The organism is Kribbella sp. NPDC048837, from assembly GCF_055586945.1.
Genome location: NZ_JBVJHF010000003.1, coordinates 860,839 through 883,541 on the forward strand (window position 1 = coordinate 860,839; position 22,703 = coordinate 883,541).

General features: G+C 68.4%; 22 protein-coding genes. 12 read left to right on the forward strand and 10 right to left on the reverse strand.

What is annotated here, in order from left to right; translation table 11 throughout:
• The first annotated feature begins 79 nt into the window (after nucleotides 1–79).
• From ACZ6O0_RS19665 to ACZ6O0_RS19675, 3 genes are all read left to right on the forward strand, one after another.
• Nucleotides 80–691 carry a DUF4126 domain-containing protein gene (locus ACZ6O0_RS19665; RefSeq protein WP_465766347.1) on the forward strand — a complete coding sequence of 204 codons (612 nt, stop codon included), beginning with the start codon at nucleotides 80–82 and terminating at the stop codon, nucleotides 689–691.
• Nucleotides 691–1,998: a phytoene desaturase family protein gene (locus ACZ6O0_RS19670; protein WP_465766348.1), complete on the forward strand. Its 1,308-nt coding sequence runs from the start codon at nucleotides 691–693 to the stop codon at nucleotides 1,996–1,998. The genes ACZ6O0_RS19665 and ACZ6O0_RS19670 overlap by 1 nt, the downstream gene beginning before the upstream one ends.
• A 91-nt stretch (nucleotides 1,999–2,089) precedes the next feature.
• Nucleotides 2,090–4,306, forward strand: coding sequence for a HelD family protein (locus ACZ6O0_RS19675; protein WP_465766349.1), 2,217 nt, complete (start codon nucleotides 2,090–2,092; stop codon nucleotides 4,304–4,306).
• A 43-nt stretch (nucleotides 4,307–4,349) separates the two neighbouring features.
• Here the strand turns inward: ACZ6O0_RS19675 and ACZ6O0_RS19680 are convergent, their stop codons facing one another.
• Nucleotides 4,350–4,880, reverse strand: a complete 531-nt coding sequence (locus ACZ6O0_RS19680; protein WP_465766350.1) for a SixA phosphatase family protein — start codon at nucleotides 4,878–4,880, stop codon at nucleotides 4,350–4,352.
• 3 nt (nucleotides 4,881–4,883) lie between these two features.
• Nucleotides 4,884–5,801, reverse strand: coding sequence for a methylenetetrahydrofolate reductase [NAD(P)H] (gene metF / locus ACZ6O0_RS19685; protein ID WP_465766351.1), 918 nt, complete (start codon nucleotides 5,799–5,801; stop codon nucleotides 4,884–4,886).
• Between the two features lie 57 nt (nucleotides 5,802–5,858).
• Here metF and ACZ6O0_RS19690 point away from each other — a divergent pair, with 57 nt between their 5' ends.
• Nucleotides 5,859–6,929: a polyprenyl synthetase family protein gene (locus tag ACZ6O0_RS19690; protein ID WP_465766352.1), complete on the forward strand. Its 1,071-nt coding sequence runs from the start codon at nucleotides 5,859–5,861 to the stop codon at nucleotides 6,927–6,929.
• Here ACZ6O0_RS19690 and ACZ6O0_RS19695 read toward each other — a convergent pair.
• Nucleotides 6,926–7,345: a helix-turn-helix domain-containing protein gene (locus ACZ6O0_RS19695; protein WP_465766353.1), complete on the reverse strand. Its 420-nt coding sequence runs from the start codon at nucleotides 7,343–7,345 to the stop codon at nucleotides 6,926–6,928. The genes ACZ6O0_RS19690 and ACZ6O0_RS19695 overlap by 4 nt on opposite strands.
• Nucleotides 7,346–7,421: 76 nt before the next feature.
• Here ACZ6O0_RS19695 and ACZ6O0_RS19700 point away from each other — a divergent pair, with 76 nt between their 5' ends.
• A complete protein-coding gene (locus ACZ6O0_RS19700; protein ID WP_465766354.1) occupies nucleotides 7,422–7,769 on the forward strand; it encodes a DUF4180 domain-containing protein in 348 nt (115 codons plus the stop codon).
• Here ACZ6O0_RS19700 and ACZ6O0_RS19705 read toward each other — a convergent pair.
• The 3 genes from ACZ6O0_RS19705 to thiE are packed head-to-tail and all read right to left on the reverse strand — an operon-like array spanning nucleotide 7,752 to nucleotide 9,255.
• Complete coding sequence (locus tag ACZ6O0_RS19705) at nucleotides 7,752–8,186, reverse strand: barstar family protein (RefSeq protein WP_465766355.1); 435 nt, start codon at nucleotides 8,184–8,186, stop codon at nucleotides 7,752–7,754. The two genes, ACZ6O0_RS19700 and ACZ6O0_RS19705, sit on opposite strands and share 18 nt — an antisense overlap.
• The gene (locus ACZ6O0_RS19710) at nucleotides 8,183–8,611 is read right to left on the reverse strand and encodes a guanyl-specific ribonuclease (protein WP_465766356.1); all 429 of its coding nucleotides are present in this window, start codon (nucleotides 8,609–8,611) and stop codon (nucleotides 8,183–8,185) included. The genes ACZ6O0_RS19705 and ACZ6O0_RS19710 overlap by 4 nt, the downstream gene beginning before the upstream one ends.
• Entirely contained in the window at nucleotides 8,608–9,255 is a 648-nt protein-coding gene (gene thiE, locus ACZ6O0_RS19715; RefSeq protein ID WP_465766357.1) for a thiamine phosphate synthase, read from the reverse strand. Before thiE ends, ACZ6O0_RS19710 begins: the two co-directional genes overlap by 4 nt.
• 42 nt (nucleotides 9,256–9,297) lie before the next feature.
• On the opposite strand from thiE, the gene thiO reads away from it, so the two are divergent.
• The 5 genes from thiO (at nucleotide 9,298) to ACZ6O0_RS19740 (ending at nucleotide 15,747) form a co-directional block, all read left to right on the forward strand.
• A complete protein-coding gene (gene thiO / locus ACZ6O0_RS19720; RefSeq protein ID WP_465766358.1) occupies nucleotides 9,298–10,446 on the forward strand; it encodes a glycine oxidase ThiO in 1,149 nt (382 codons plus the stop codon).
• Nucleotides 10,447–10,606: 160 nt separating this feature from the next.
• Nucleotides 10,607–11,566, forward strand: coding sequence for a LysM peptidoglycan-binding domain-containing protein (locus tag ACZ6O0_RS19725; protein ID WP_465766359.1), 960 nt, complete (start codon nucleotides 10,607–10,609; stop codon nucleotides 11,564–11,566).
• Between the two features lie 73 nt (nucleotides 11,567–11,639).
• Nucleotides 11,640–13,589 (forward strand): Stk1 family PASTA domain-containing Ser/Thr kinase, encoded by a 1,950-nt coding sequence (pknB, locus tag ACZ6O0_RS19730; RefSeq protein ID WP_465766360.1) that lies wholly within the window; start codon nucleotides 11,640–11,642, stop codon nucleotides 13,587–13,589.
• 34 nt (nucleotides 13,590–13,623) lie between these two features.
• Nucleotides 13,624–14,514: a DMT family transporter gene (locus ACZ6O0_RS19735; RefSeq protein ID WP_465766361.1), complete on the forward strand. Its 891-nt coding sequence runs from the start codon at nucleotides 13,624–13,626 to the stop codon at nucleotides 14,512–14,514.
• Between the two features lie 18 nt (nucleotides 14,515–14,532).
• Nucleotides 14,533–15,747 carry a glycoside hydrolase family 15 protein gene (locus tag ACZ6O0_RS19740; protein ID WP_465766362.1) on the forward strand — a complete coding sequence of 405 codons (1,215 nt, stop codon included), beginning with the start codon at nucleotides 14,533–14,535 and terminating at the stop codon, nucleotides 15,745–15,747.
• On the opposite strand, the gene ACZ6O0_RS19745 is transcribed toward ACZ6O0_RS19740, so the two are convergent.
• The 3 genes from ACZ6O0_RS19745 to ACZ6O0_RS19755 form a co-directional block, all read right to left on the reverse strand.
• Nucleotides 15,744–16,814 (reverse strand): glycoside hydrolase family 172 protein, encoded by a 1,071-nt coding sequence (locus ACZ6O0_RS19745; RefSeq protein ID WP_465766363.1) that lies wholly within the window; start codon nucleotides 16,812–16,814, stop codon nucleotides 15,744–15,746. The genes ACZ6O0_RS19740 and ACZ6O0_RS19745 overlap by 4 nt on opposite strands.
• Nucleotides 16,815–16,986: 172 nt before the next feature.
• The gene (locus tag ACZ6O0_RS19750) at nucleotides 16,987–17,514 is read right to left on the reverse strand and encodes a hypothetical protein (protein ID WP_465766364.1); all 528 of its coding nucleotides are present in this window, start codon (nucleotides 17,512–17,514) and stop codon (nucleotides 16,987–16,989) included.
• A gap of 27 nt (nucleotides 17,515–17,541) precedes the next feature.
• A complete protein-coding gene (locus tag ACZ6O0_RS19755; protein ID WP_465766365.1) occupies nucleotides 17,542–18,663 on the reverse strand; it encodes a Gfo/Idh/MocA family protein in 1,122 nt (373 codons plus the stop codon).
• Between the two features lie 817 nt (nucleotides 18,664–19,480).
• Here ACZ6O0_RS19755 and ACZ6O0_RS19760 point away from each other — a divergent pair.
• Nucleotides 19,481–20,107, forward strand: a complete 627-nt coding sequence (locus tag ACZ6O0_RS19760) for a hypothetical protein (protein ID WP_465766366.1) — start codon at nucleotides 19,481–19,483, stop codon at nucleotides 20,105–20,107.
• An 18-nt stretch (nucleotides 20,108–20,125) separates the two neighbouring features.
• The gene (locus ACZ6O0_RS19765) at nucleotides 20,126–20,659 is read left to right on the forward strand and encodes a hypothetical protein (protein ID WP_465766367.1); all 534 of its coding nucleotides are present in this window, start codon (nucleotides 20,126–20,128) and stop codon (nucleotides 20,657–20,659) included.
• On the opposite strand, the gene ACZ6O0_RS19770 is transcribed toward ACZ6O0_RS19765, so the two are convergent.
• Entirely contained in the window at nucleotides 20,656–22,599 is a 1,944-nt protein-coding gene (locus ACZ6O0_RS19770; RefSeq protein WP_465766368.1) for a zinc-ribbon domain-containing protein, read from the reverse strand. The genes ACZ6O0_RS19765 and ACZ6O0_RS19770 overlap by 4 nt on opposite strands.
• Nucleotides 22,600–22,703: the final 104 nt, after the last annotated feature.

Here is a 22,703-nt window from a genome sequence, read left to right on the forward strand (position 1 = left end):
AAAACTCATGCCAAAGGGTTCGATACTGACGAAACCATGCCGCGCACGGGACGGCGACCGAGGGTTACGGAGCACGACGATGGAAGCGTTGCCGTTGGCGTTCACGACGGGCTGGGCCAGTGGCATCAATGCCTACGCCTGCGTGCTGATTCTCGGTCTGCTCGGCCGCTTCGCCGGTGCCGACGACGTACCGGCCGCACTGACCACGACACCGGTGCTGATCGCAGCGGGTGTTCTCTTCGCGTTCGAGTTCGTCGCGGACAAGATTCCGTACATCGACTCCGCGTGGGACGCGATCTCGACGGTGATCCGGCCGACCATCGGCGCGATCCTGGCCGCGATGCTGGCGGGCGAGGCGACCACGCTGCACCAGGCCGTCATCGCGACCACCGGCGGACTGGTCGCCCTGCTCTCGCACTCGGTGAAGTCGAGTCTGCGGCTGGCGATCAACACCTCCCCCGAGCCGGCCACCAACATCGCCGCGTCGTCGGCCGAGGACATCACCGTCGTCGGCGTGGTGTCGCTGGCCGCGTTCCACCCGGAGGCCGCGCTCATCATCGCCGGCATCCTGCTGTTCCTCGGTCTGATGGGGGTGTACTTCGCGTTCCGCTTCATCCGGCGCGGCTACCTCCGGTTCAAGGCGTGGCGGGAGAAACGGCGTGACCCGGCGACGGGGAGCAGTGCCGTCTGATGGCCACCGTGATCGTGATCGGGTCCGGCCTGGCCGGACTCGCCAGTGCAGTCCGGCTCGCCAAGCTCGGGCACCAGGTCACCGTCTGCGAGAAGGACGAGCACCTCGGCGGCGTGCTGGGCCGCGTCGAAGCGGACGGGTTCATCTGGGACGCGGGAGCCGCCAGTACGACGCTTCCGGCCGCACTGCGTGACCTGTTCCGCAAGAGTGGTCGCCCGATCGAGAGTCTGGTCCAGCTGGAGCCGGTGACCGACCCACGACGGCACATGTTCGGTGACGGATCGGTGCTCGACCTGCCGGTCAGCGATCGCGGAGCGCAGGAAGAGGCCTGGACCGAACTGATCGGCGCGACCGCTGCCGAGCGGTGGACCGCACTGGTCGACGGCTACGGCGAGACCTGGCAGATCCTCCGGAAGACGTCGCTCGAACCACCGCTGCAGGACAAACTTCCGCTCAAGACAGTCCGGGCGCTCAAGCCCTGGCAGTCGCTGGAGAAGGTCGCCCAGCGCGAGCTCGTTGACGACCGGGCTCGCGCCGTACTGCGGCACTTCGCGGCGCAAGGTGGATCCGACGCGAAGCTCACCCCCGGGTACGTCGGTGTGTGGTCGTATCTGGAGCGCACGTTCGGCCGCTGGACGATCGACGGCGGGTTCGGCGCCCTGGCGGACGCCCTGGTGCAGCGGGCCAGCGAGCGCAAGGTCACCGTCCACACCGGCGCCGAGGTGGTCGCCGTGAGCACGGCCGGTGGCGCTGTGACCGGCGTACGGCTGGCTGACGGGACGGAGCTGCCGGCGGACATCGTCGTGAGCGACATCGACCCGCGTGAGCTCTACGAGCACCTGGTGGACGACCCCGCGGCCAAGAAGGTGCGCAAGAAGATCCGCGCGACACATCAGGCGCAGGCGGCGTACGTCGTACACCTGGGACTGCGGGAGCCGGTGCCGACGCTGCCCTTCGAGACGGTCCTGCACGGTACGCCGACAGTCGTCGTCCGGACCGGTGGACAGGCGCCGGCCGGGCACCAGGCCTGGTCCGTACTGGTCCACGGCTACCCGACGGACGACGTACTGGATCTGCTGGTCGCGCGGGGGCTGCACGTCCGGGACAAGGTGGTGTCGCGGCAGACGTCGCCGTCCTGGTGGGCCGGTGTGGCCTGGGAGGGCTACCGGACCGCCCGCCGGCGGGCGTCCAACGTGTCCCCGGTCAAGGGCCTGTACTGCGTCGGCGCGGGGGCGCACCCCGGTTCCGGCGTACCCGCCACCACGCTCGGCGCCGCGATCGTCGCCGACGCCATCGGGAAGGCCTGAGACCGGGCTGGGGTTGGGAAACCGGGCACACTAAGATTGATGGTTCCTGTGTTCCGTGTCGGGATGGTGCCCGGCAGTAGAGAGGACCTCGGTGGATCAAACCCCCACGCCGGCCGATCATGAGAACGTCGAGCGGGCTGAGCTGGCGGCTGAGCAACAACACGTCGACCGGGTCTACGACCGGGTCGCGGAGGCGGCCCGATCGGCGTCACGGATCGCTGTCGAAGGGCACCAGCGCGCACAGGCGCAGAACGTCGGCCGGGTCCGCGAGGAAGAGCAGACCGGCCTGTACGAGCGCGACGTTCTGGTGTTCGCCGCCGCCCGCCGGATCGCCGAGCTGGACGCCGAGCACGAGGGCCTGGTCTTCGGCCGGCTCGATTCGGACCACGGGGACGACCAGCCGGCCGCCGAGGCCGCCGAGGACCTCGAGAAGCTGTACGTCGGCCGGATCGGTGTCCGGGACGCGGAGTACGAACCGCTGGTGATCGACTGGCGCGCACCGGCGGCCGAGCCGTTCTACCGCGCCACCTCGACGGACCGGCTCAAGGTCGTCCGGCGGCGCGTGCTGCGCAACAAGGGCCCGCGGATCGTCGGGCTCGAGGACGACCTGCTGGCGCCGGAGCGTGCGCCCGAGGACCTGCCGGTGATGGGCGAGGGCGCGCTGATGGCGTCCCTGTCGCGGGCTCGTGGTCACACGATGCGCGACATCGTCGCCACCATCCAGGCCGAGCAGGACGAGGCGATCCGGGCTCCAGCTCGTGGTGTCACCGTCATCGGCGGTGGACCGGGCACCGGCAAGACGGTGGTCGCGCTGCACCGGGCGGCGTACCTGCTCTACAGCGACCGCAGGCGGTTCGAGCGTGGCGGCGTACTGGTCGTCGGGCCGTCGGCCGCGTTCATGGCCTACATCGAGCGCGTGCTGCCGAGCCTTGGCGAGAACACGGTGTCCCTGCGAGCAGTAGGCGAGCTGGTGGACGGCGTGAAGGCCACTGCGGTCGACGAAGCCGAGGCGGCCGCAGTGAAGGGCTCCCTGCGGATGCGCGGCGTACTGTCGCGGGCTGCGCGCGACCGCGTGCCGACTGCCCCGACCACGCTGCGGGTGTTCATCGGTGGCGCCACCATCGAGCTGGACGCCAACCAGCTCGACAACGTACGGCGGAACGCCTTGCGCCGGACGCCGCGCAACAGGGCCGGTACCGAAGCCCGCAAGGGCCTGGTGGCCGCGCTGTGGCAGAGGTTCCCGGAAGACCTGCGGACCGGGGTCTACGGCGACCGTGAGGCGTTCGGTGACCGGGTGTCCGACACGCCTGCCTTCAGGACATTCTTCAGCCAGTGGTGGCCGGTGCTGACGCCAGAGGCGGTCCTGCGCTGGCTCGGTGATCCACGCCGGTTGCAGCGCTGGGCCCGGAACGACCTGACCCCGAGAGAGATCGACGCACTCGCCAGGGCGATCCGCAGCACGGACGAGTTCACCATTGCCGACGTGGCGTTGCTGGACGAGCTGAGTTCGTTCCTGGGGCGGCCGCCGATCACGGAGGCCAAGGACGACGAGTTCGACTGGCTGGAAGGCCTGAGCGACGGCGTCAACGAGGTGCTCACCACCTCCGAGCGCCGGGCCCGGGCAGCCGCCGCACGCGAGGCGGAGGAGCCGGAGGAGTACGCACACGTGCTGGTGGACGAGGCGCAGGACCTCTCCCCCATGCAGTGGCGGATGGTGACGCGGCGCGGCCCGCAGGCGAGCTGGACGATCGTCGGCGACCCGGCCCAGAGCTCGTGGCCCGATCCGGACGAGGCCCGGGCGGCGATGGACTCGATGCTGTCGCACCTGCAGCGGCACGCGTTCCGGCTGTCCACCAACTACCGGAACTCGGCTGAGATCTACGCGTTCGCCGGCGAGGTGATCCGCCAGACACTGCCGGACGCGGATCTGCCCAACGCGGTCCGCAGTACGGGCGTCGAGCCCGAGCACCGGATCGTCGACGACGGCAAGGTCGCGGAGGCCGCCGGTGACGCCGCGGTCGAGCTGCTCCAGCTGGTCGAAGGCACAGTCGGCGTGATCGTGCCCCCGAAGCTGCGCCCGATCGTCGACCCGGTCCTGGCCGAGCTCGGCGACCCCCGCGTCGTCGCAGTCAGTCCCCTGGACTCCAAGGGCCTCGAGTACGACGCGGTCGTGGTGGTCGAGCCCGACCGCATCGTCACCGACACCCTCGGCGGCGTCCGCGCGTTGTACGTGGTCCTGACCCGCGCGACGCAACGGCTGATCACCATCAACAGCACCACCCAGTGGTTGCCCGCCCGCGCCTCCTGAGAAGGAAGCAGCCGGCCCTCCAGTGGGGGGTGCCGACGGAGAACTAGCCGCGGGGTACGACGTACGAGACGAGGTCGGCGTCGTTGGGGCCGAGGTCCGCCCAGCGGCAGGTGAGGTGGAGGACGGCCAGGCCGGAGGTCGGATACTTCTGGGTGAGCTCGGTGCGCTCCGGGCTGGTGCCGTCCAGGGCGAGCTCGTCGGCGAGCCACGGGATGCCCGGTCCGTGGCCGACCATGATCACCGTGCGGACCTCGGCCGGGGCCTCGTGGATGACGTCGAGGAGCTCGTCGGTGTCGGCGTTGTAGATCCGCCGGTCGTACCAGACGTCGGTCGCGGTCGCCCCGCCCTGGCCGGCGCACTTCCAGGTCTCCCGGGTGCGCTTGGACGGCGAGCACAGGACCAGGTCGGCTTCGATGCCTTGGGCAACGAGATAGCGGCCGGCCGCCTGCGCGTCGGCGCGGCCGCGGTCGGACAGCGGGCGCTCCAGGTCCGGCATCGTCTCGGGCGGAACCGACTTCGCGTGCCGGAGCAGAACGAGCGTTCGATCGATGAGCAGGTCCGACGGGTCAGCCATGGCTCAGGATACGACGGACGACCGCAGGTTCAAGAAGACCTGACGGGTCGCGGTCGATCGGTTCAAGGTGATGAAGTGGATGCCCGGGGCTCCCCCGGCCAGCAGCGCCTCACACAGCTCGGTGGCGATCTCGATCCCGACCTCGCGGACGGCGGCCGGCTCGTCCTCGACCGCGAGCAGGCGTTCGGTGACCGCGGTCGGCAGGGCCATCCCGGTCAGCTCGGCCATCCGCTGGATCTGCTTGATGTTGGTGACCGGCATGATGCCGGGCAGCACCGGCATCTCGCAGCCCAGCGTGGCGGCCCGGTCGACCAGCCGGAAGTAGTCGTCGGCACCGAAGAACATCTGGGTGATCGCGTAGTCGGCGCCGGCCGCGGCCTTCGCCGCGAGCACCTGCGCGTCCGCCTCCAGCGAGTCCGCCTCCGGGTGTTTGTCCGGGAACGCCGCCACCCCGACGCAGAAGTCGCCGAGCGACCGGATCAGCTCGACCAGCTCGATCGCGTGGTTCAGCCCCTCTGGGTGCGCGACCCACGGCTGGTTCGGGCCGCCCGGCGGGTCGCCGCGCAGCGCCAGCATGTTGCGTACGCCGGACCCCGCGTAGGCACCGATCACCGATCGCAGCTCGTCGCGCGAGTGGGCGACGCAGGTCAGGTGGCCGAGCGGCGTGAGCGACGTGTCCTGCGCGACCCGCTCGGTGACCCGGATGGTGCCGTCCCGGGTCGTCCCGCCGGCGCCGTACGTGATCGAGACGAAGGTCGGGTGCAGCTGCTCGATCTCCCGGATCGAGCGCCAGAGCACCTCCTCGGCCTCCGGCGTCTTCGGTGGGAAGAACTCGAACGAGAACGAACGGCGACCGTCCGCCAGCAGCTCGCGGATCGTCGGCGTGTTGCCGGGAAGCGTCGAGGGAAGTCCGTTCGCCATGGCGACAGGTTACCCGCGGTGTCCACCGCTGCGCGCGTACCGACTACGCTCCGAGACGTGTATGCCGATGTGGACATCCCGGCCGAGGTCCAGCGCGCGCTGACCGGTTTCCTCGACCTCCAGGAGCAGCGGCTGGCCGCGATCGGGCCGGAGCTGACCGAACAGGTGCAGGCCGCGCGGGACGCGACCAGCGGCGGCAAGCGACTGCGGCCGTCCTTCTGTTACTGGGGTTTCCGGGCCGCCGGCGGCGATCCGGCGCAGCCGATCCTGAAGGCCGCGGCCAGCCTGGAGATGCTGCACGTCAGCGCGCTGGTGCACGACGACGTGATGGACTCCTCCGACGTACGCCGGGGCGCGCCGGCCGCTCATCGCCGGTTCGAGGCGCTGCAGCGGGCCCGCTCGGAGGCGTCCGGCCGCGGGGGCGACCCGGTCAGCTTCGGGGTCGGTGCGGCCATCCTGCTGGGCGACCTCTGCCTGATCTGGGCGGACGAGCTCTTGCACACCTCGGGCTTCGACGCGGCCGCGCTGGCCCGGGCGTCGCGGTTCTTCGACGCGGTCCGGGTCGAGGTGACGGCCGGGCAGTACCTCGATCTGGTCGCCCAGGCGAGTGGTGAGTCGGAGATGGACCTGGCGCTGCGCGTCCTGCGGTACAAGGCGGCGACGTACACGGTCGAGCGCCCGCTGCACATCGGCGCGGCCCTGGCCGGCGCGGACCAACGGCTCGTCGAGTCGCTGTCGGCGTACGGACTGCCGGTGGGTGAGGCGTTCCAGCTGCGCGACGATCTGCTCGGGGTGTTCGGCGATCCGGCACTGACCGGGAAGCCGGCCGGCGACGATCTGCGGGAGGGCAAGCGGACGGTGCTGGTCGCGTACGCGGTCGATCACGCGTCGGAGGTCCAGCTGGCCGAGTTCGACCGGTTGTTCGGCCGGCCCGATCTGGACGACGACGAGATCCAGCTGCTGCGCGAGATCCTCCAGGACTCCCGCGCGGTGCAGGCCTGCGAGGACCTGATCACCGAACGCACCGAGGACGCGCTCGACGCCCTCGACCGCGCTCCCCTGGCCGACGACACCGCCCGTAAAGCTCTGGCGGACCTGGCGATCGCCGCGACGTCGAGGCAGCTCTAGGGCGCCGTCATCATGTCGATCAGGCGGAGGAGCTCGGCGGTCGGGGCCAGGTCGCCGAGGATGATGACCTTGAGCACGGCGCGGTCCTCGTCGTACACGGTCTCGACCCGGAGCCGGCCGATCCCGCTCTGATTGAGGGATCCGATCACGTGGGTGCTGACCCGGTCGGCGCCGGCCCGGTCGATCGCGTCGATGTGCACGATGCTCGACGCCTCCACGTGTCGCGTCGACTCGTCCACCTCGAGCGCGGCCGCGGTGGTGCCGGTGAACTCCTCCAGGTCCTCACGCGCGATCCGGTACTGCTTCCCGATCCGGACGGCCTTGAGGCGGCCGTCGCGCACGTAGTTCCGGATCGTCCGGACGTGCAGACCGAGCCGGTTCGCCACCTGCTCGACCGAGTACAGCTCCTGGGGCATGCCCCTCAGACTACGGCAGCTTCCTTAGAATTCCCTATAAATCGCTCGATAGGGACCTTTGAGGTATTTTAGCGGCATGGTTGAGGAGTTGAGCGGGGTGCGGGTGTACGTGAGCGACGCCCCGGTGGACGACGTCGTGCAGCTCATCGCGACAGCGCACTACGAGCACCGGGCGGAGTGGGTCGCCCTGCGCGCCGAGAAGCTGGGCGACGAGTTCTTCGAACTGCGCAGTGGCCGGGCCGGCGCGATCGCGCAGAAGTTCGTCGACTACCGGATGCGGCTGGCCGTGGTCGGCGACATCGCGGACCGGGTCGCGACCAGCACGTCCCTCGCGGACTGGGTCCGGGAGAGCAACCGCGGGCGGAACCTCTGGTTCGTGCCGGATCTGGACGCCCTGGCCGGCCGGCTACAGAACGGGCAGTGAGCTGAGGAGATCCGGTGACGTGGCGTCCTTCGGTTGAACGATGAGCACGCGGAGCTGACCGGAGTTCGTGATGTCCTCCGTGAAGACTTGCAGGGCCACGTCGACCGTGTCGTGGTCATGCGCGAGGAGATGCGCCAGACCGGCCCACAGGACGATCTCCGGCTCACCGGTGGACCGGTCACTCAGTGAGTCGGCCAGAGCGTCCCAGTTCCGGCCGAACCACCGCGGCAGATCGAAGGCGGTCGCACAGAGGTCGAGGAACCCGGTCTTGTCGTGGATCGTGCTGGTGTCGAGCAGTACGAAGTCCCAACCTGCCGCCACGACGTCAAGGCGTACCTCGTCCGGCGTCCGGTCGGTCTGCCAGCGGTAGACGCCCGGTCGCAGCCCGTCGGTCAGCAGCGTGCGCAGGTCGGTCATGAAGTGCCCCCGTCTTCCGCGATGCGGCGGAAGGACTTGTAGTGATCGTCGGTGTAGTAACGCTCACCAGCATTGCCGGTCACGATCCGGCGGGCACCACGATCCTTCTCACCAGGCGTCTTCACCGTGTACTCGTGGTAGTAACCGCGGTCATGCTTCGGCAGGAGCTTCTCGAGGTTGCCGAACACCACGCCGTCCCGGCTGTACGGGTACGGTCCGCCCTGGTCGACCAGCTTCAGCGTGTCCTGGGCCTCCTTCGGCAGGTCCGCGACCGCGACGACCGTCAGACCACTCTCCGGATCGATGCTGTCGGACGCCGACGGCTTGGCCGCGGCGCACCCGAACAACGACGCCGCCAGCGTGATCACCAGCATGGCGATCACCACGATCGCGACGATCCGCGCGGTCTTCGGGTTGTTGATCACCCGGCCTCCCGCAATCGCCGGCTGAACTCCGCGGCCGCCGCGGCCGGGTCGTCCGCGTCCGTGATGGCTCGGACGACGACCACCCTGGTGGCGCCGGCCTCGAGGACCTGGTCCAGCCGGCCGAGATCGATGCCGCCGATCGCGAACCACGGTTTCGCCTGCGGGCGGCTCGCGGCGTACGAGACGAGCTCCAGGCCGGCCGCCTGGCGACCGGGCTTCGTCGGGGTCTCCCAGGTCGGGCCGACGCAGAAGTAGTCGGAGCCCTGCTCGGCCACCGCGGCGTTCACCTGGCTGAACGTGTGCGTGGACCGGCCGATGACCGGTCCCGGACCGGTGATGGCCCGCGCCGCAGACACGGGCAGGTCGCGCTGACCGAGATGCAGTACGTCGGCACCCACGGCGAAGGCGATGTCCGCCCGGTCGTTGACCGCCAGCAGCTTGCCGTGCCGCTTGCAGGCGTCCGCGAACACCTCCAGCGCGGCCAGCTCGTCCGCAGCCTCCAGGTCCTTCTGCCGGAGCTGCACGATGTCCACGCCACCGGCCAGTGCGGCGTCCAGGAACTGTTCGAGGTCGCCCTGCTTCTCACGCGCATCCGTGCACAGGTACAGGCGTGCGTCGGCCAGCTGGTCGGTGTAGTCAGTCACACCCCAAAGCCTGCCATGTCCTGCCAGAAGTAGGCTTACGGCATGCCTGAGCACACGTCCGATGTGGTGGTGGTCGGCGCCGGGCTGATCGGTCTGGCGACCGCCTGGCGCCTGGCTGCAGACGGTATCCAGGTGACGGTATGTGACCCGACGCCCGGCGCTCAGACCTCCAACGTCGCCGCCGGCATGCTCGCCCCGGTGACCGAGGTGGAGTACGGCGAGGACGACCTGCTGGCCCTCAACCTGGCCGGAGTCAACGCCTGGCCGGCTTTCGCCGCAGAGCTGGAAGAGCTGACCGGACTGTCGGCAGGCCTCCACCAGACCGGCACCCTCTCGGTCGCGTACGACGTCGACGACGCAGCTGCCCTCCGCCGGCTCGCCGACTACCAGCGGCGACTCGGACTCGAGGTCGAGGAGCTGTCCGGTCGCGACGCCCGTCGACGTGAGCCCTTGCTCGCCACGGGTGTCTCCGGTGGCGTCTGGGTCCCGAACGACCACTCCGTCGACAACCGGCAAGCAGTCGCCGCACTCCTCCGGGCTGTCGACGTCTCGGGTGTCCAGCTCATCCGCCGGCGCGTGGCTCGCGTGATCACCTCCGGTACGACGGCTGTCGGCGTACTGCTCGACAACGGGGACACCGTGCACGCCGGTCACGTGATCGGTGCCGCCGGCCCGTGGTCGTCGCAGTTGGAAGGTGTTCCCGACGAACTGCGGCCACCGGTGCGACCGGTGAAGGGTGAGGTGCTGCGGCTGCGCGTGCCTGAGGCGTACCGCCCCGCGCTGCGGCACACAGTCCGTGCGACCGCCCGAGGCTTCTCGGTCTACCTCGTTCCGCGGCCGGGTGGCGAACTGGTCGTCGGTGCCACCACCAGCGAGCTCGGCTACGACACTCGAGTGCTCGCCGGTGGGGTGTTCGCGTTGTTGCGCGACGCGCGGACCGTGCTGCCGATCATGGACGAGCTCGAGCTCGTGGAGACAATCGCGGGTCTCCGGCCGGCCACTCCGGACAACGCACCGATCCTCGGGCCGTCCGGTCTGGATCGGTTGCTGTGGGCAACAGGGCACTACCGCAACGGGGTGCTGCTGACCCCGATCACCGCGCAGATCCTGGCCGAGACCGTGCGTACCGGCGCCCTGCCGGACCTGGGGAAACCCTTCCTGGGCAGCAGGTTCGGCCAGTCCGGTCACTGAGCGCGGCCGGTTGCCGTGAGCAACGGCAGCTTGTGAACCACAACCATGTAGTTCAGCCTTGAATTGTAAACATTGAGTTACAGGCGTAACAAGCACCCCATCCACCCCTGTTGTCACATCAGTATCAGCACTTACGGTCAAGTGACGTTCACACGGGGAGATGGATGCGATGCGTAACGTCGTACGAATAGTGACCGGGATCGCGGTGCCGGTGCTGACCGCGGCGGTGATCACGGCCGGCTCGCCCGGTTTCGGCGCCTACACGGTGAAGAACGGCGACACCCTCAGCCACATCGCGAACCGGTACGGCACCACCGTCAAGACGCTCGTCGCGCTGAACAACCTGCCCGGCAACGGCAACGCGATCTACGCCGGCGAGGTGCTCAAGCTCCCCGGCAAGAAGTCCACCGGCGCGGCCAAGCCCGCCAAGCGCTCCCAGCTCGGCCGGGTCACGTACGTCGTAAAGCCCGGCGACACCATCTCCAGGATCGCCAAGCGCTTCAAGTGTTCCCAGGCGAACCTGCTCGCCGCCAACGGCCTGCACGCGAGCTCACGCATCTACGCCGGCAAGCCGCTGCAGGTGCCGGTCAAGATCCGCCCGAAGGCCAAGCCGGCCAAGAAGAACAACACCTTCGCCGGCCGGACGTACGCCGACCACATCGTCGCCCAGGCCGACCGCAACCGCGCCACGCTGAAGAAGCGCAAACTGCCGACCCGGTCCCAGATGCGCAGCCTGATCGTCACCACCTCCAAGCGGTACGGCGTCGACCCGGAGCTCGCGCTCGCGGTGAGCTGGCAGGAGTCCGGCTGGAAGCAGCGGGTGGTCTCCCCCGCCAACGCGGTCGGCGCGATGCAGGTGATCCCGTCGACCGGCAGGTTCGCCTCGAGCATCGTCGGGCGGAACCTGGACCTGCTCAAGCCCCAGGACAACGTCACGGCCGGTGTGGTGCTGCTGAGCCGGCTGACCGGGGCGGCCAAACTGGACATCGCGGTGGCGGGCTACTACCAGGGCCTCGGCGGGGTGAAGAAGAACGGCATGTACCCGGACACGAAGCTCTACGTGAAGAACGTGCTCCGGATCAAGGCGCAGCTCGAACGCGGGTGGGATCCCCTGCGGTGAGCCTGGCACGGTCACGCTGAGCCGTTATCTACACTCTCAGAGCAGAACGGCTTTGAGAGGCGGCTCACCGCAAGTGACGGACGACGTGGACACGCAGGTCAGCGATCGCCTCGTCGGGCGAGTGCTCGACGGACGCTACCGCGTCGGCGCGCGCGTCGCCAAGGGCGGCATGGCCACCGTCTACCAGGCCCTCGACATGCGGCTGGACCGCACCGTCGCGCTCAAGGTGATGCACGACGGGCTCGGTGACGACGCCCACTTCGCCCGCCGGTTCGTGGCCGAGGCCCGGGCCGCCGCCCGCCTCTCGCACCCGAACGTGGTCGCCGTGTTCGACCAGGGTGACGACGATGGCACCCTGTTCCTGGCGATGGAGTACATCCCCGGCCGCACGCTGCGTGACGTGATCCGCGAGCAGGCGCCGCTCTCCCCCGCGCGGGCGCTCGATCTGCTCGCGCCGATCCTGTCCGCGCTCTCGGCCGCGCACGACGCGGGCATCGTCCACCGCGACATCAAGCCCGAGAACGTGCTGATCTCCGACAAGGGCGCGGTGAAGGTCGCCGACTTCGGTCTGGCCCGTGCGGTCAGCGCGACCGGCAACACCGCGACCCAGGGCCTCCTGATGGGCACGGTGTCGTATCTGGCGCCCGAGCTCGTCACGGACGGTAGCGCGGACGCCCGCTCGGACGTGTACTCGGCGGGCATCCTGCTGTACGAGATGCTCACCGGCAACAAGCCCCACTCCGGTGACACCCCGATCCAGGTCGCGTACGCCCACGTCCACGCCGACGTGCCCGCCCCGTCGCTGGAGCAGCCGAGCATCCCGCCGTACGTCGATGCGCTCGTGCAGCGCGCCACCGCCCGCGAGCGGGACCTGCGACCGGCCGACGCGCGGGTGTTCAGCCGTCAGGTGCACCGGGTGCGCAGCGCGCTCGAGGAGGGCCTGCCGGACGACCCGGAGCTGACCGGCGACCTGACCGTGCCGATCCAGCAGATCCGGCAGGACAGTGGGTACGACGACGGCTACACGCGCGGTGTGCCCGAACTGGTCGAGCAACCCGCCCTGCGGCACGACACGATCGTCGTACCGGTGGAGAAGGGCCGGCCGACCGGCACACCGGCGAAAGCGCCTCCGCAGCAGCGCAGAGGCCGCGGACTGATCGCACTGATCGTCATCCTCGCCGCAGCCATCGGTATCGGCACAGCGGCCTGGTACTACGGCATCCACCGCTACACGACCACGCCGGACCTGGTGAACATGCTTCCCGCCGCCGCGGCCACCGAGGCGGAGAAGTCGGGCCTGACGACCACGCCGGCCAACCAGGACTTCTCCGAGGACGTGGCCAAGGGCTACGTGATGAGGACCGACCCCGCGCCGGGCGACCGGATCCGCAAGAACGGTGAGATCGGTCTCACCGTCTCCAAGGGCCCGGAGCGCTACCGGGTGCCGCAACTGGTCGGTCTGGACCTGGACGCCGCCCAGCAGGCGCTCGCGCCGATCAAGCTGATCACCGGGCAGATCAACGAGCAGTACAGCGAGACCGTGCCGCAGGGCCGGGTGCTCGCGATCAGCCCGAAGTTCAACACGGTCGTGAAGCCGGGCACCTCGGTCAACTTCGCCGTCAGCAAGGGCAAGCGGCCGATCAACGTCCCGGACATGACCGGCAAGAGCTACAAGGACGCGAACAGAGCCCTGCGCAAACTCGGCTTCGTCGTCGGCCGCACCGAGGCGTACGACGAGAAGGTGCCCGAGGGCGACGTGATCAGCCAGACGCCCAACAGCGGCACGTTGTTCGCCAAGGACAAGGTCCAGCTGGTGGTGTCGAAGGGTCCGCCGCTGGTCGACGTGCCGAACGTCAAGCGGAAGAGCACCGCCGACGCGCAGAAGATCCTGACCGACGCGGGCTTCATCGTGAAGGTCGAGAAAGCACCGTTCAACCTTGGTCTGAACATCGTCGCCGCACAGAACCCGGGCGCCGGCAAGAAGGCCCAGCCGGGCAGCACGGTGACGATCACAGTCCTGTAGCTCGTTTTGGTGCTTACGCCGGGCGTCTGATGAGATGTCGGGCGTGAACCGCCCGCGCATCGCCGTACTCGCCCTGCTCGCGGTCGCGGCGGCGTGGGGATCGACGTTCTTCCTGACCAAGGACCTGCTCACCAGGATGGACGTCGCCGACTACCTGGCGTTGCGATTCCTGATCGCCTCGGTCGCGCTGATCCTGATCCACCCGCCGGCGATCTCCCGGCTGAGCCGCCTGGACCGCGGCCGGGCCGTTGCCCTCGGCATCACCTACGGCATCGCCCAGCTGGTCCAGACCGAGGGCCTGCGGCACACGTCGGCCAGCGTGTCGGGCTTCGTCACCGGCATGTACGTCGTCTTCACCCCGCTGCTCGCGGCCGTGATCCTGCGCCACAAGATCGGCCGCTGGGCCTGGGTCGCCGTGATCCTCGCCACTGTCGGCCTCGGCGTACTGTCGCTGCGCGGCCTCAGCATGGGCACCGGCGAGCTGCTCACGCTCGCCTCGGCCGGTCTCTACGCGCTGCACATCATCGGTCTCGGCGCCTGGTCGACACCGCAGAACGCGTTCGGTCTCTCGTCCCTGCAGATGGTCGTGATCACCCTGGTCTGCGCGACCGGAGCGCTGCCTGGCGGCTTCACGGTCCCGGGCTCCGGTGCGGACTGGGCCAGCGTCATCTACATGGCGCTGATCGCCGGCGCGCTCGCGCTGATCGTGCAGACCTGGGCGCAGGCACACCTCAATCCGACGCGGGCGGCGATCGCGATGACAATGGAACCGGTGTTCGCGTCCGCGTTCGCCGTACTGTTCGGGTCCGAGAGCGTGACGTGGAGGATGCTGGTCGGTGGCGCACTGGTGCTGTCGGCGATGTACCTGGTGGAGCTCGCACCGCGGCGCAAGCTCGAGGCCGAGGTGCAACACCTCGCACAATAGGCGGGACAGGGAGGGGCGATGCGGGAGAACGGTGGGGGGCGGGGCCGGTGGTTTCCGGCCGTCGTCATCGTCGTCCTGCTCGCATTCCTGGCCGCCGGTACGGTGAACAACCTGGTCCGCAACCCGCAGCCCCGCCTGGTCGCGGACGGCGTCCCCGGCCACTCCGCACAGCACACCGCCTCGTCACTGGGCGGTGGCGAGCCGTACGACGATCTGATCAGCCATGCCCTCGCCGACCTGGACGCCCTCACCCTCCCGAGCGGTGCGACGCTGGCGGGCTGGGACGGCCCCTGGCGGTACGTCTGGCCGCGCGACGCGTCGTTCGTCGCCGCGGCCCGCTGCTCGATCGGTCAGTACGACGAAGCCCTCAAGGTGCTGTCCTTCCTCGACCGCGTGCGGCCGCCGACCGGTCGCTGGGAAGCCCGGTACACCGAGACCGGCGCGCACATAGCGGACGGCCGTCAGCCTCAGCTGGACGGGTCCGGATGGGTGCTCTGGGCAACCTGGTTCTGCCGGGCCGGCAACCGGTACTGGGACCTGGTCAGCGAGTCTGCCGACCAGATCGTCGCCGAGCTCGGACCGAACGGCCTGCCCGGTCCGTCCTCCGACTACTGGGAGCGGCCGGAGAAGCAGGTGACCCTCGGGACGGTAGCCCCGCTGCTGGCCGGCCTCCGCTGCGCGATCCTGATCGCCACCGAACAGCATCGGCAGGCCGAGGCCACCCGGTGGCAGTCCGCCCTGGACAAGTTGTCTCAGGCAACTGATCGCGTCTTCGGGCCGGACTATCCGCGCACTCCGGGCCGGGCGACCAGCTTCGTGGAACCGGGGGTCGAGCCGATCCAGCTCGGCGGTGGCGCCGACGCGATCGTCACGATCCTCGGTCCGCCGTTCGCGCCGGCCCGGCCGGTCGTATCTACAGCGATCGACCGGGCGCTCGCCGTACTCACGCAGCCCAACGGTGGGGTGACGCCTGGCGAGGACTGGCGTGCGGACGGCGTTTCCTGGACACCGCAAACCGCGTTGTTCGCGCTGAGCGCGGCGGCCCGCGGCGATCACGCCACCGCCGATGCGTTGCTGAGCTGGCTCGACCAGCACCGCACCAGCACCGGAGCCCTGCCCGAGAAGGTCAATCGGGATCTGGAGCCGGCCGGCGAGGCGCCGCTGAGCTGGACCGCGGCCCTGGTCGTCCTCGCGGGCACTGCGCTGCAGAACGCGCTTCCGACTCCCGGTTAGCAGATCTCCATCACGTCGTGCGTCGGCGCGTCCGGTCGCGTCGTACTGGTCCTGGCCGAGTAGAAGAACGCGGTCGACGCGATGTCGTCCTGCAACGGGAGGTAGCGGCCGCCGGAGCGCCAGCCGAGCGCCTGCACGTCGACGCGGAGCTTCTCCCTGAAGCGGATCGGGTCGGGCAGGTGGAAGCGGTACATGCCGAACCGTTGCTGGCTCGCGTACTGCCCGTCCGGACGGATCACCTGCGGCATGCCCAGGTACGGCGTACTGAACTCGGTGTATCCACCTAAGTGAGGTACGTCGAAGTTCCACGCGCCGCCGAAATAGTCCTCGGTCCCGGTGCCGCAGACGGTCGGGAACTCCTCGTCACCGTCGAGGTAGAACTTCACCTCGCCCTCGCCCCACCAACCGGAGCTGTTGACACCCCAGGCGACGTACGTACCGACGTAGTGGCCCGGGCCTTCGACGCCGTCCAGCAGCGTGTGCACGGTCTTGGCCTGCAACGGGTTGCTCCGGCGCCACTGCGCATGCAGATACGCCGACTTGTCCGGCACGGCGCCCAGCCAGTAGTCCACCTGGAAGTAGACAACCACGGACTCGTCGTGGGTGTTCTCGAGCGTGAGCTTGGCCTGCTCGGTGAAAGGCATCTCCCAGTAGCTGTTGAAGCCGCCGTTCGGGTTCACCGCCACCGGCAGCGAGTTCACCTGGGCGAACTTGCCCCAGCCGGAGCAGAAGAAGTCGCCGACCGGCGTCTCGACCGCGGGCGCCTCGTCGCCGTCCCAGAACGCCCGCAGCACCAGCCGCCGCCAGTTGTCGACGTGCGTGGTGAGCCAGATGTGCGTGATGCAGCCGGCGCCGGCGATGTCCGCGAGCGTCGCGGTCTCCCCCGGACCGATCTCGATCGACGGCGACACCTTCCAGCCCTGCCCGAGGTCCCGGGCCGCGTGCGCACCCGTCCCCTCGGTCTGCCGCCCACCCTGACCAGGCTCACCGGTCGGATTCTCCGGACTGATGGACCGCGACTCGACGTCGGCGAGCGCGCTGATGCCGGACAGATTCCCAAGCGTCATACCCGCGACCTTAAGCCGGGGGCAGGTCCATGAGAAAACGATTGCCCACCGACTGGGACTCGGGGCGCCGTACCGAAGGACGGGAGGTACCCGCCGACGACACCGACCGCTCGCCTCAGTGCGGCGGACGTGGTGTCCGATCAAGCCACCACTACCCGTTCTTCCGTACGCGTCAGCAGGCGCGGACCTCGGCTTGCAGGCCGTGGGGGAAGGAGATGCAGGCTCGGGGCCGGCCCTGTTTCGGGTCGGCGCGGACGATCAGCGGGAAGGCGGTCGCGCCCCGGACTTCCGGCGTACGCTCGGTCTTCAGTGAGCCGACCGCACCACCGCGGGCCGCGACCGCCGCCTTCACATCGTCGACCGAGACAGCACTGCGGGCGTCCTTCGTGGCCGCGTTCTCCGCATCGGTCGCGACGGCCAGCGCGAAGTCGATCTCCGGCGGGGTCGCCCACGTGGTCGACGTGACCGGGATGACGAATCCGAACATGAACAGCCCGATCAGGGTGATCACCTGCCGCAACACGCGGCTCTGATCGGTCAGTAACAACGCGGCACAGCAGAGCGCGACGAACAGCGTCAGCCCGCGCAGGATCCAGTGCCGATCAAGCCGCGCGTCCACCGCCAGCGCCGCCCCGAGAGCGATCAGCACACAGACGACGGCGGCGACGAGCGCCCGGACACGCGGAGACACGGATTGCATGGCGCAGACGATAACGCCTGCGCTCTGTCAGAAGGTGGTCGTGAGGTCCTGGGTCTGACCGGTCGCGGCGGCCCGGTACGCGGACTCGATGATGTCGATCACATGCCGCGCGTGTTCGGCAGTGACGATCGAGGGCTTCCCTTCGCGGACCCAATCGACCAGCTGCATGACGTCCTCGTACACATGCTGCTCCTCGATCTCGCGATGCACCCCAGTCACATGCGGAAGCAGCGCCTGGTTGCCCGGCCCACGAGGCGAGAGCTCGGCGGGATTGCGATTCGGGAAGTCGAACGGCTCGTCGTTGAGCAGCAACCCGTCGATCGTCCCCGCCGTCCCGTAGTACGTCCCGCTGAAGCCGCCCCGCATCCCCCCGGCCGCGGTCCCGGTCGCGACGCAGAACAGGTTGTCGCCGAAATCGATCAGTACGACGGTGTTGTCGTCGGCGTCCGTACGAACGTCCACGCCTCCGCTCGTACGCACGGGAATCCGCACGCCGGACATCGCCGTCACGCGCTTGGCCGGACCGAGGATCCCGGTCACCGAGTGCAGCGCGTACACCGTCATGTCGTACATCGGTCCACCCCCGGGCTTCCGGAAGTACCACGACGGATCGATGTTCGTCAGTACGTCGTTCCCACCACGCACCGACTCGTCCTCGTGATACGTGCCGAACGCCGCACCACAACTCACCCAGGACAGCGTCCCAATGGCGCCGTGGGCAATCAACTCGCGCGTCCGCACATGATGCGGCCGCAACATCTCCCCCGGCGAGGCAACGATCCGCAGATCATTGGCCGCCGCAAGCTCGATCAACTCGGTCGCCTCGGCCACCGTCACCGTCATCGTCTTGTTGAAGTGCACATGCTTGCCGGCCCGCAGCGCCAGCTTCCCCTGCTCGTAGTGCAACCCGATCGGCGAAGCGATCGTGACAGCATCAACATCCCCCCGGGCCAACAACTCCTCGTACTCCGTAAACCCCTGCTCAACCCCGAACTTCGCCGCCGCCGCCTCCGCCCGCCCCGGCACAGGATCACACACCGCAGCCAACTTCACCCGCCCAGCCAGATCCCCCTGCCCCAAATGCGGAAGAATCCCCCGAACCGAAATACTCCCCGCCCCCACCACACCCATCCGCACCGTATCCGCCATACAAGTGATCCTCCCACGCGTGCTACGCAGCCGCTCCCTTCGTCGCTCCGCTCCTCAACGCGGCCGCTCCGCCCGCTCCCACCCACCCTCCGGCTCATCGCCGGCACTCCCCTGGCCGGCTGCCGCCGGCCTCTGCGGGCTACGCCCGCAGCAACCGCCTCGTACTGGCGCGGCGGTCAACCAATCGGATCGTGCGACGCGGGTACCCCACGCGGTGCTACGCCCGGCTCCTCCGTCGCCGCACTACGCGCCGCTCCCACCCACCCCCGGCACATCGCCGGACCTTTCCTTGCCGGCTGCCGCCGGCCTCTGCGGTCTACCGCCCGCATCGACCACCCCGCACTGACGCGGATCGTGTAATAGAACCTCCCGCGTGCGCGCCGACTCCCACGATCGCTGAGCTGATCAAACCCCCGCACGTGTCGCCTTCGGGGACCTCATGAGCAACACTCCTGCGCGAGATCAACGCCATGGGGCAGGACGAGGGCTTCGCCCCGCCGGTCATTGATATCGAACCTGTCGGCGGTGAACGGGTTCGTCGATTCCAGAGTTACCTCGACGTCGTCGAAGGGATGCGCCAGAGCCAGGTCGCCAGGGCGGTGCGAGTCTGCGAGGTGGCGCTCCTCCTCCTGAACGCAAGGCGTGTTCATACCAAAAGTCAGCCTCCCGCCCGGGTCAAGCATTGCCCCGCTACGCCTCGTTCTCCAAGGCAGGACGGCTGGAGACATGTGGCTCACCACTGTCTCGTAGGATGCAGTATCCGGGTGAGCATCTCGGTGACTACGGCGCGGGATAGAGGTCCGGGGTCGGGATGCAGGTGTCTGAGCCGTTGGGCCGTTCTGCGTTGACCCGGGAACTGGCCGAACTGCCTGCCGCACTGAGGTCCACTCTCGAACTGACCGACGCCGCCATCCTCCTGGTCGACCTGTCGGTGACCCTGGCGGCTGTTTTGACTGATGGGAATGATGAGAGGCCCTGGCCAGATCGACTCACCGCCTTCGTAGAGGAGTTCGGACTTCCAGCCGGCGCCGATGACGGCATCGAGCAGCTGGGCGCAGCCATCGCCTCATTCGACACCGACAAGATCCCGCTCTGGATAGACGAGCTGCGGTCTTCGGCTGGGCGCGAACGGTTGCGGCAGGTTCTTGACGAGAAGCAGTATGACCGCTTGAGGTTGGCGTTGCGCCAAGATGTTGCCATCGTGGTCGGAGCGATCCGCCGGGCGCTTCAGCTCGGGATGCCGTTCGCGCTGACGCTGGATAACAGTGTCGCACCGCTAAGTCCGGCGCAGCTGGCGCAGCTGCCTCAGATCAGTACGTTCGCCGGGTTGACCCTAGCCATTCTGGCCGAGCTCGATGATGAGATCGGGCAGCTCGACCCATCAACCGATGCTTCCGACGACCGGAGCCTGGCAACGCTTACCGCCGACCTTCAGGAACTGTAATCGGCAAGTGTCCGCGACATGGTGCTGGAGTTGAGTGCCGTCCTCAGCCGGAAGCTGCAGGGGGCTCGGGATGCTCTGGCATACCCGGCCGATCCCGTCTCCCAGGCGGCGAACTCGCTGATCGAATTCATTGACCGCCTTCTGCGTCGGGCGTTCGACGCGCAGACGGTTCTCGCCTGGATCAAGCAGAACCGGCCAGACGATACTGAGCTGACCTTTGTGTCCAGCGGCACCAAGCGGCCAAGCAAGCGCGGCCAGGCCATGTGCTTCGTGTTCGGTGGCGCGCCAGTACGAATGCGGTCGGCCTTGCAGGAGGTCGCCGTCGAGGGTTTGATCGTGGCCAGGACGGCCCTTCAGCGACTGAAACACGCTGATGAGCTGTCGGATGGCGGTGAGGTCGAGCAGGTGTTGGTCCACCTGAACGCGATTGAGGCCTATCTCATGATCGCCATCAAGTTCGGGTGGCTGGCACTCGATGAAGTCAAGGTGATCGAGCTCCGGAGGCGCATCGCCCCAGCGCGGCTAGATGCTGCTTCCGCTGGGCAGGGCTAGGGCAGGCGTTCGCCGTACCTGGCGAGGAGCCGGCGGAGGTTCTGGGTCTGCGGCTCGGTGTGACCGCGCCTGCGGTTCTTGTTGTTACGTTTCCAGCGGGCGAGGGCACGTTCGTGCTCATCAGTGGAGGTGAGCGAGGGCGTGACGTGCCCGTGGGTTGCAGCGAAGGCCAGTAAGGCTGCGAAGGTGGTGTCCCAAGTGTCGCCACGCTTGGTCCATGTCCAACCCGGCAGGTCTTCGAGGAGTCGCCGGGCATTCGGGGTGAGGCGATGGGCTTTCGTTCGCCAGGTGTTGATCCAAGTGCCGATCGGTTCGGTGCCCCACTGGTCGCGCTGCTTGACGTCGGCGATCGTACAGCCGGATTCTGCGATGAAGTCGCGCAGTACGGAGATCTTGCGATCGAGTTCGGCTTCGCGCGGGTTCCAGTGCCAGCCGGGGAGATCCGCGAGGGCCTGCAACTTGTCGGCAGAGTAGTCGCGTCCTTTAGCTTGTAGGGCCGCTCGGCGCATTCGGACGTTGGTGGCCCAGGCTGACGCGTTCTGCTCGTGGTCGGTGGAGCCCGCGAGCCAGCTGGCATAGAGGTCGAAACCCGTCCAGAATCTTTCCCTGAAGCACCATGAGGGGATTGCTTGCAACCGCTCCACGCGTTCCGGCGGCAGCTCATTGCTGCGATATCGACTGCGCTGCTTGCCTACCCACCTACGCAGGTGGACTCCATCTACGCGCAGGTCGGCCGGCACTTGGCAGTGCCCAGACTCCTTTTCGAAGCCCACCAGCGCGTCGTACATACTCGACCAGGCCGTCTCTTGGTTGCGGCGATCATCCGAGAGGGCTCTCGGCCCTAGTTCCTTGCTAATCCAGTCGTCAGCTGTCGCCGAGGCTTTGGGCAGCTGACCGACCTGGTACTGCGCTGCCTCAGCCACTGCGATGATATTGAGGCGGGCGAGGTGGTCGAGTACCGCGATGGCGACCTCTTCCTCGGCTGCCACAGATTCCACGATGACGTCGTACGTGTCGTCCAGCTTCTCGAGGCCCACCTCACGGATGCGGACGACCGTCCAGCCCGCGTCGCGTAGCCGGCGCGCCTTGTCGGCATCCTGCCGACGCGCCTTTGCCTTGCTGTGCCACCAGACACCGTCAAACTCGAGGATGAGCCGAAGGCCCCGACTGACGTCCTCAGCGACCATGTCGATCTTCTCCGGACGGCCTCGTCCGAGCTTGACAGTCTTGCGATCCGCGTCGATCGGCAGCACTGTTGCGAGCTCGGCCTTGAGGCGCAGTTCCTGCCGGGAAGTCTGGCCCAGCCGGCAGCTGTAACAGCCGCTGCCGGTTGCCTTGTTCCCACCGGTACGACGATTGACAGGGGCTTCCCAAGACGGGTGGCGGGAATCGTTCGGGCAGTTCCATGTCCCGACCATCGTGCTCCCGATGCCGACGCTGTCCGCTGCGAAGCCGGACGCCTTCTCGTCCAACTGAGCCGCGATGTCCGGCCGCATCGTCGACAACCGGTTGGTCGAGGAGACTTCCAGACCAGCACAAAACCGGCATCCTTGCCCGGCGACCCTCCTGTTCACGGCAGCCGGCCAGCGATGATCGTCCGCGACCGCGCAACGCCACCAAACCTTCTTGCCGCAATGGACCGTCACGTCGTCCGGAGTGAGTGGAGCGTTCTTGTCGTAGTCCCACTGCGTGAGCAGGAGCGGGTCCGGGCAGTTCAGTGACAGGCGGTTGAAGTCGTGCAGGATGTTGCCATTGCACACTCCGCAACCAGAGCCCTTCCCCACCCTGTTGTTCGGACTTGCCTCCCAGCTGTGACCCGAGGCGCACTGCCACCAGTACTTGTTGTTGTCCTGCTGAGCGAGCTGCTCTGGTGTGATCGGTGCGTTCAACAGCAGATCGAACTCCGCGGCGAGCGGATGCTCGGACAGCTTCGCGCCCACTCGCCCGATGCGTGCCCGCACAGTCCCCCTTCCGAATCGTGTGTTGACCCTACTTCGGCCATCCCGAATCCGGATACCGCAACGTCCCGGCCAGCACCCACGCT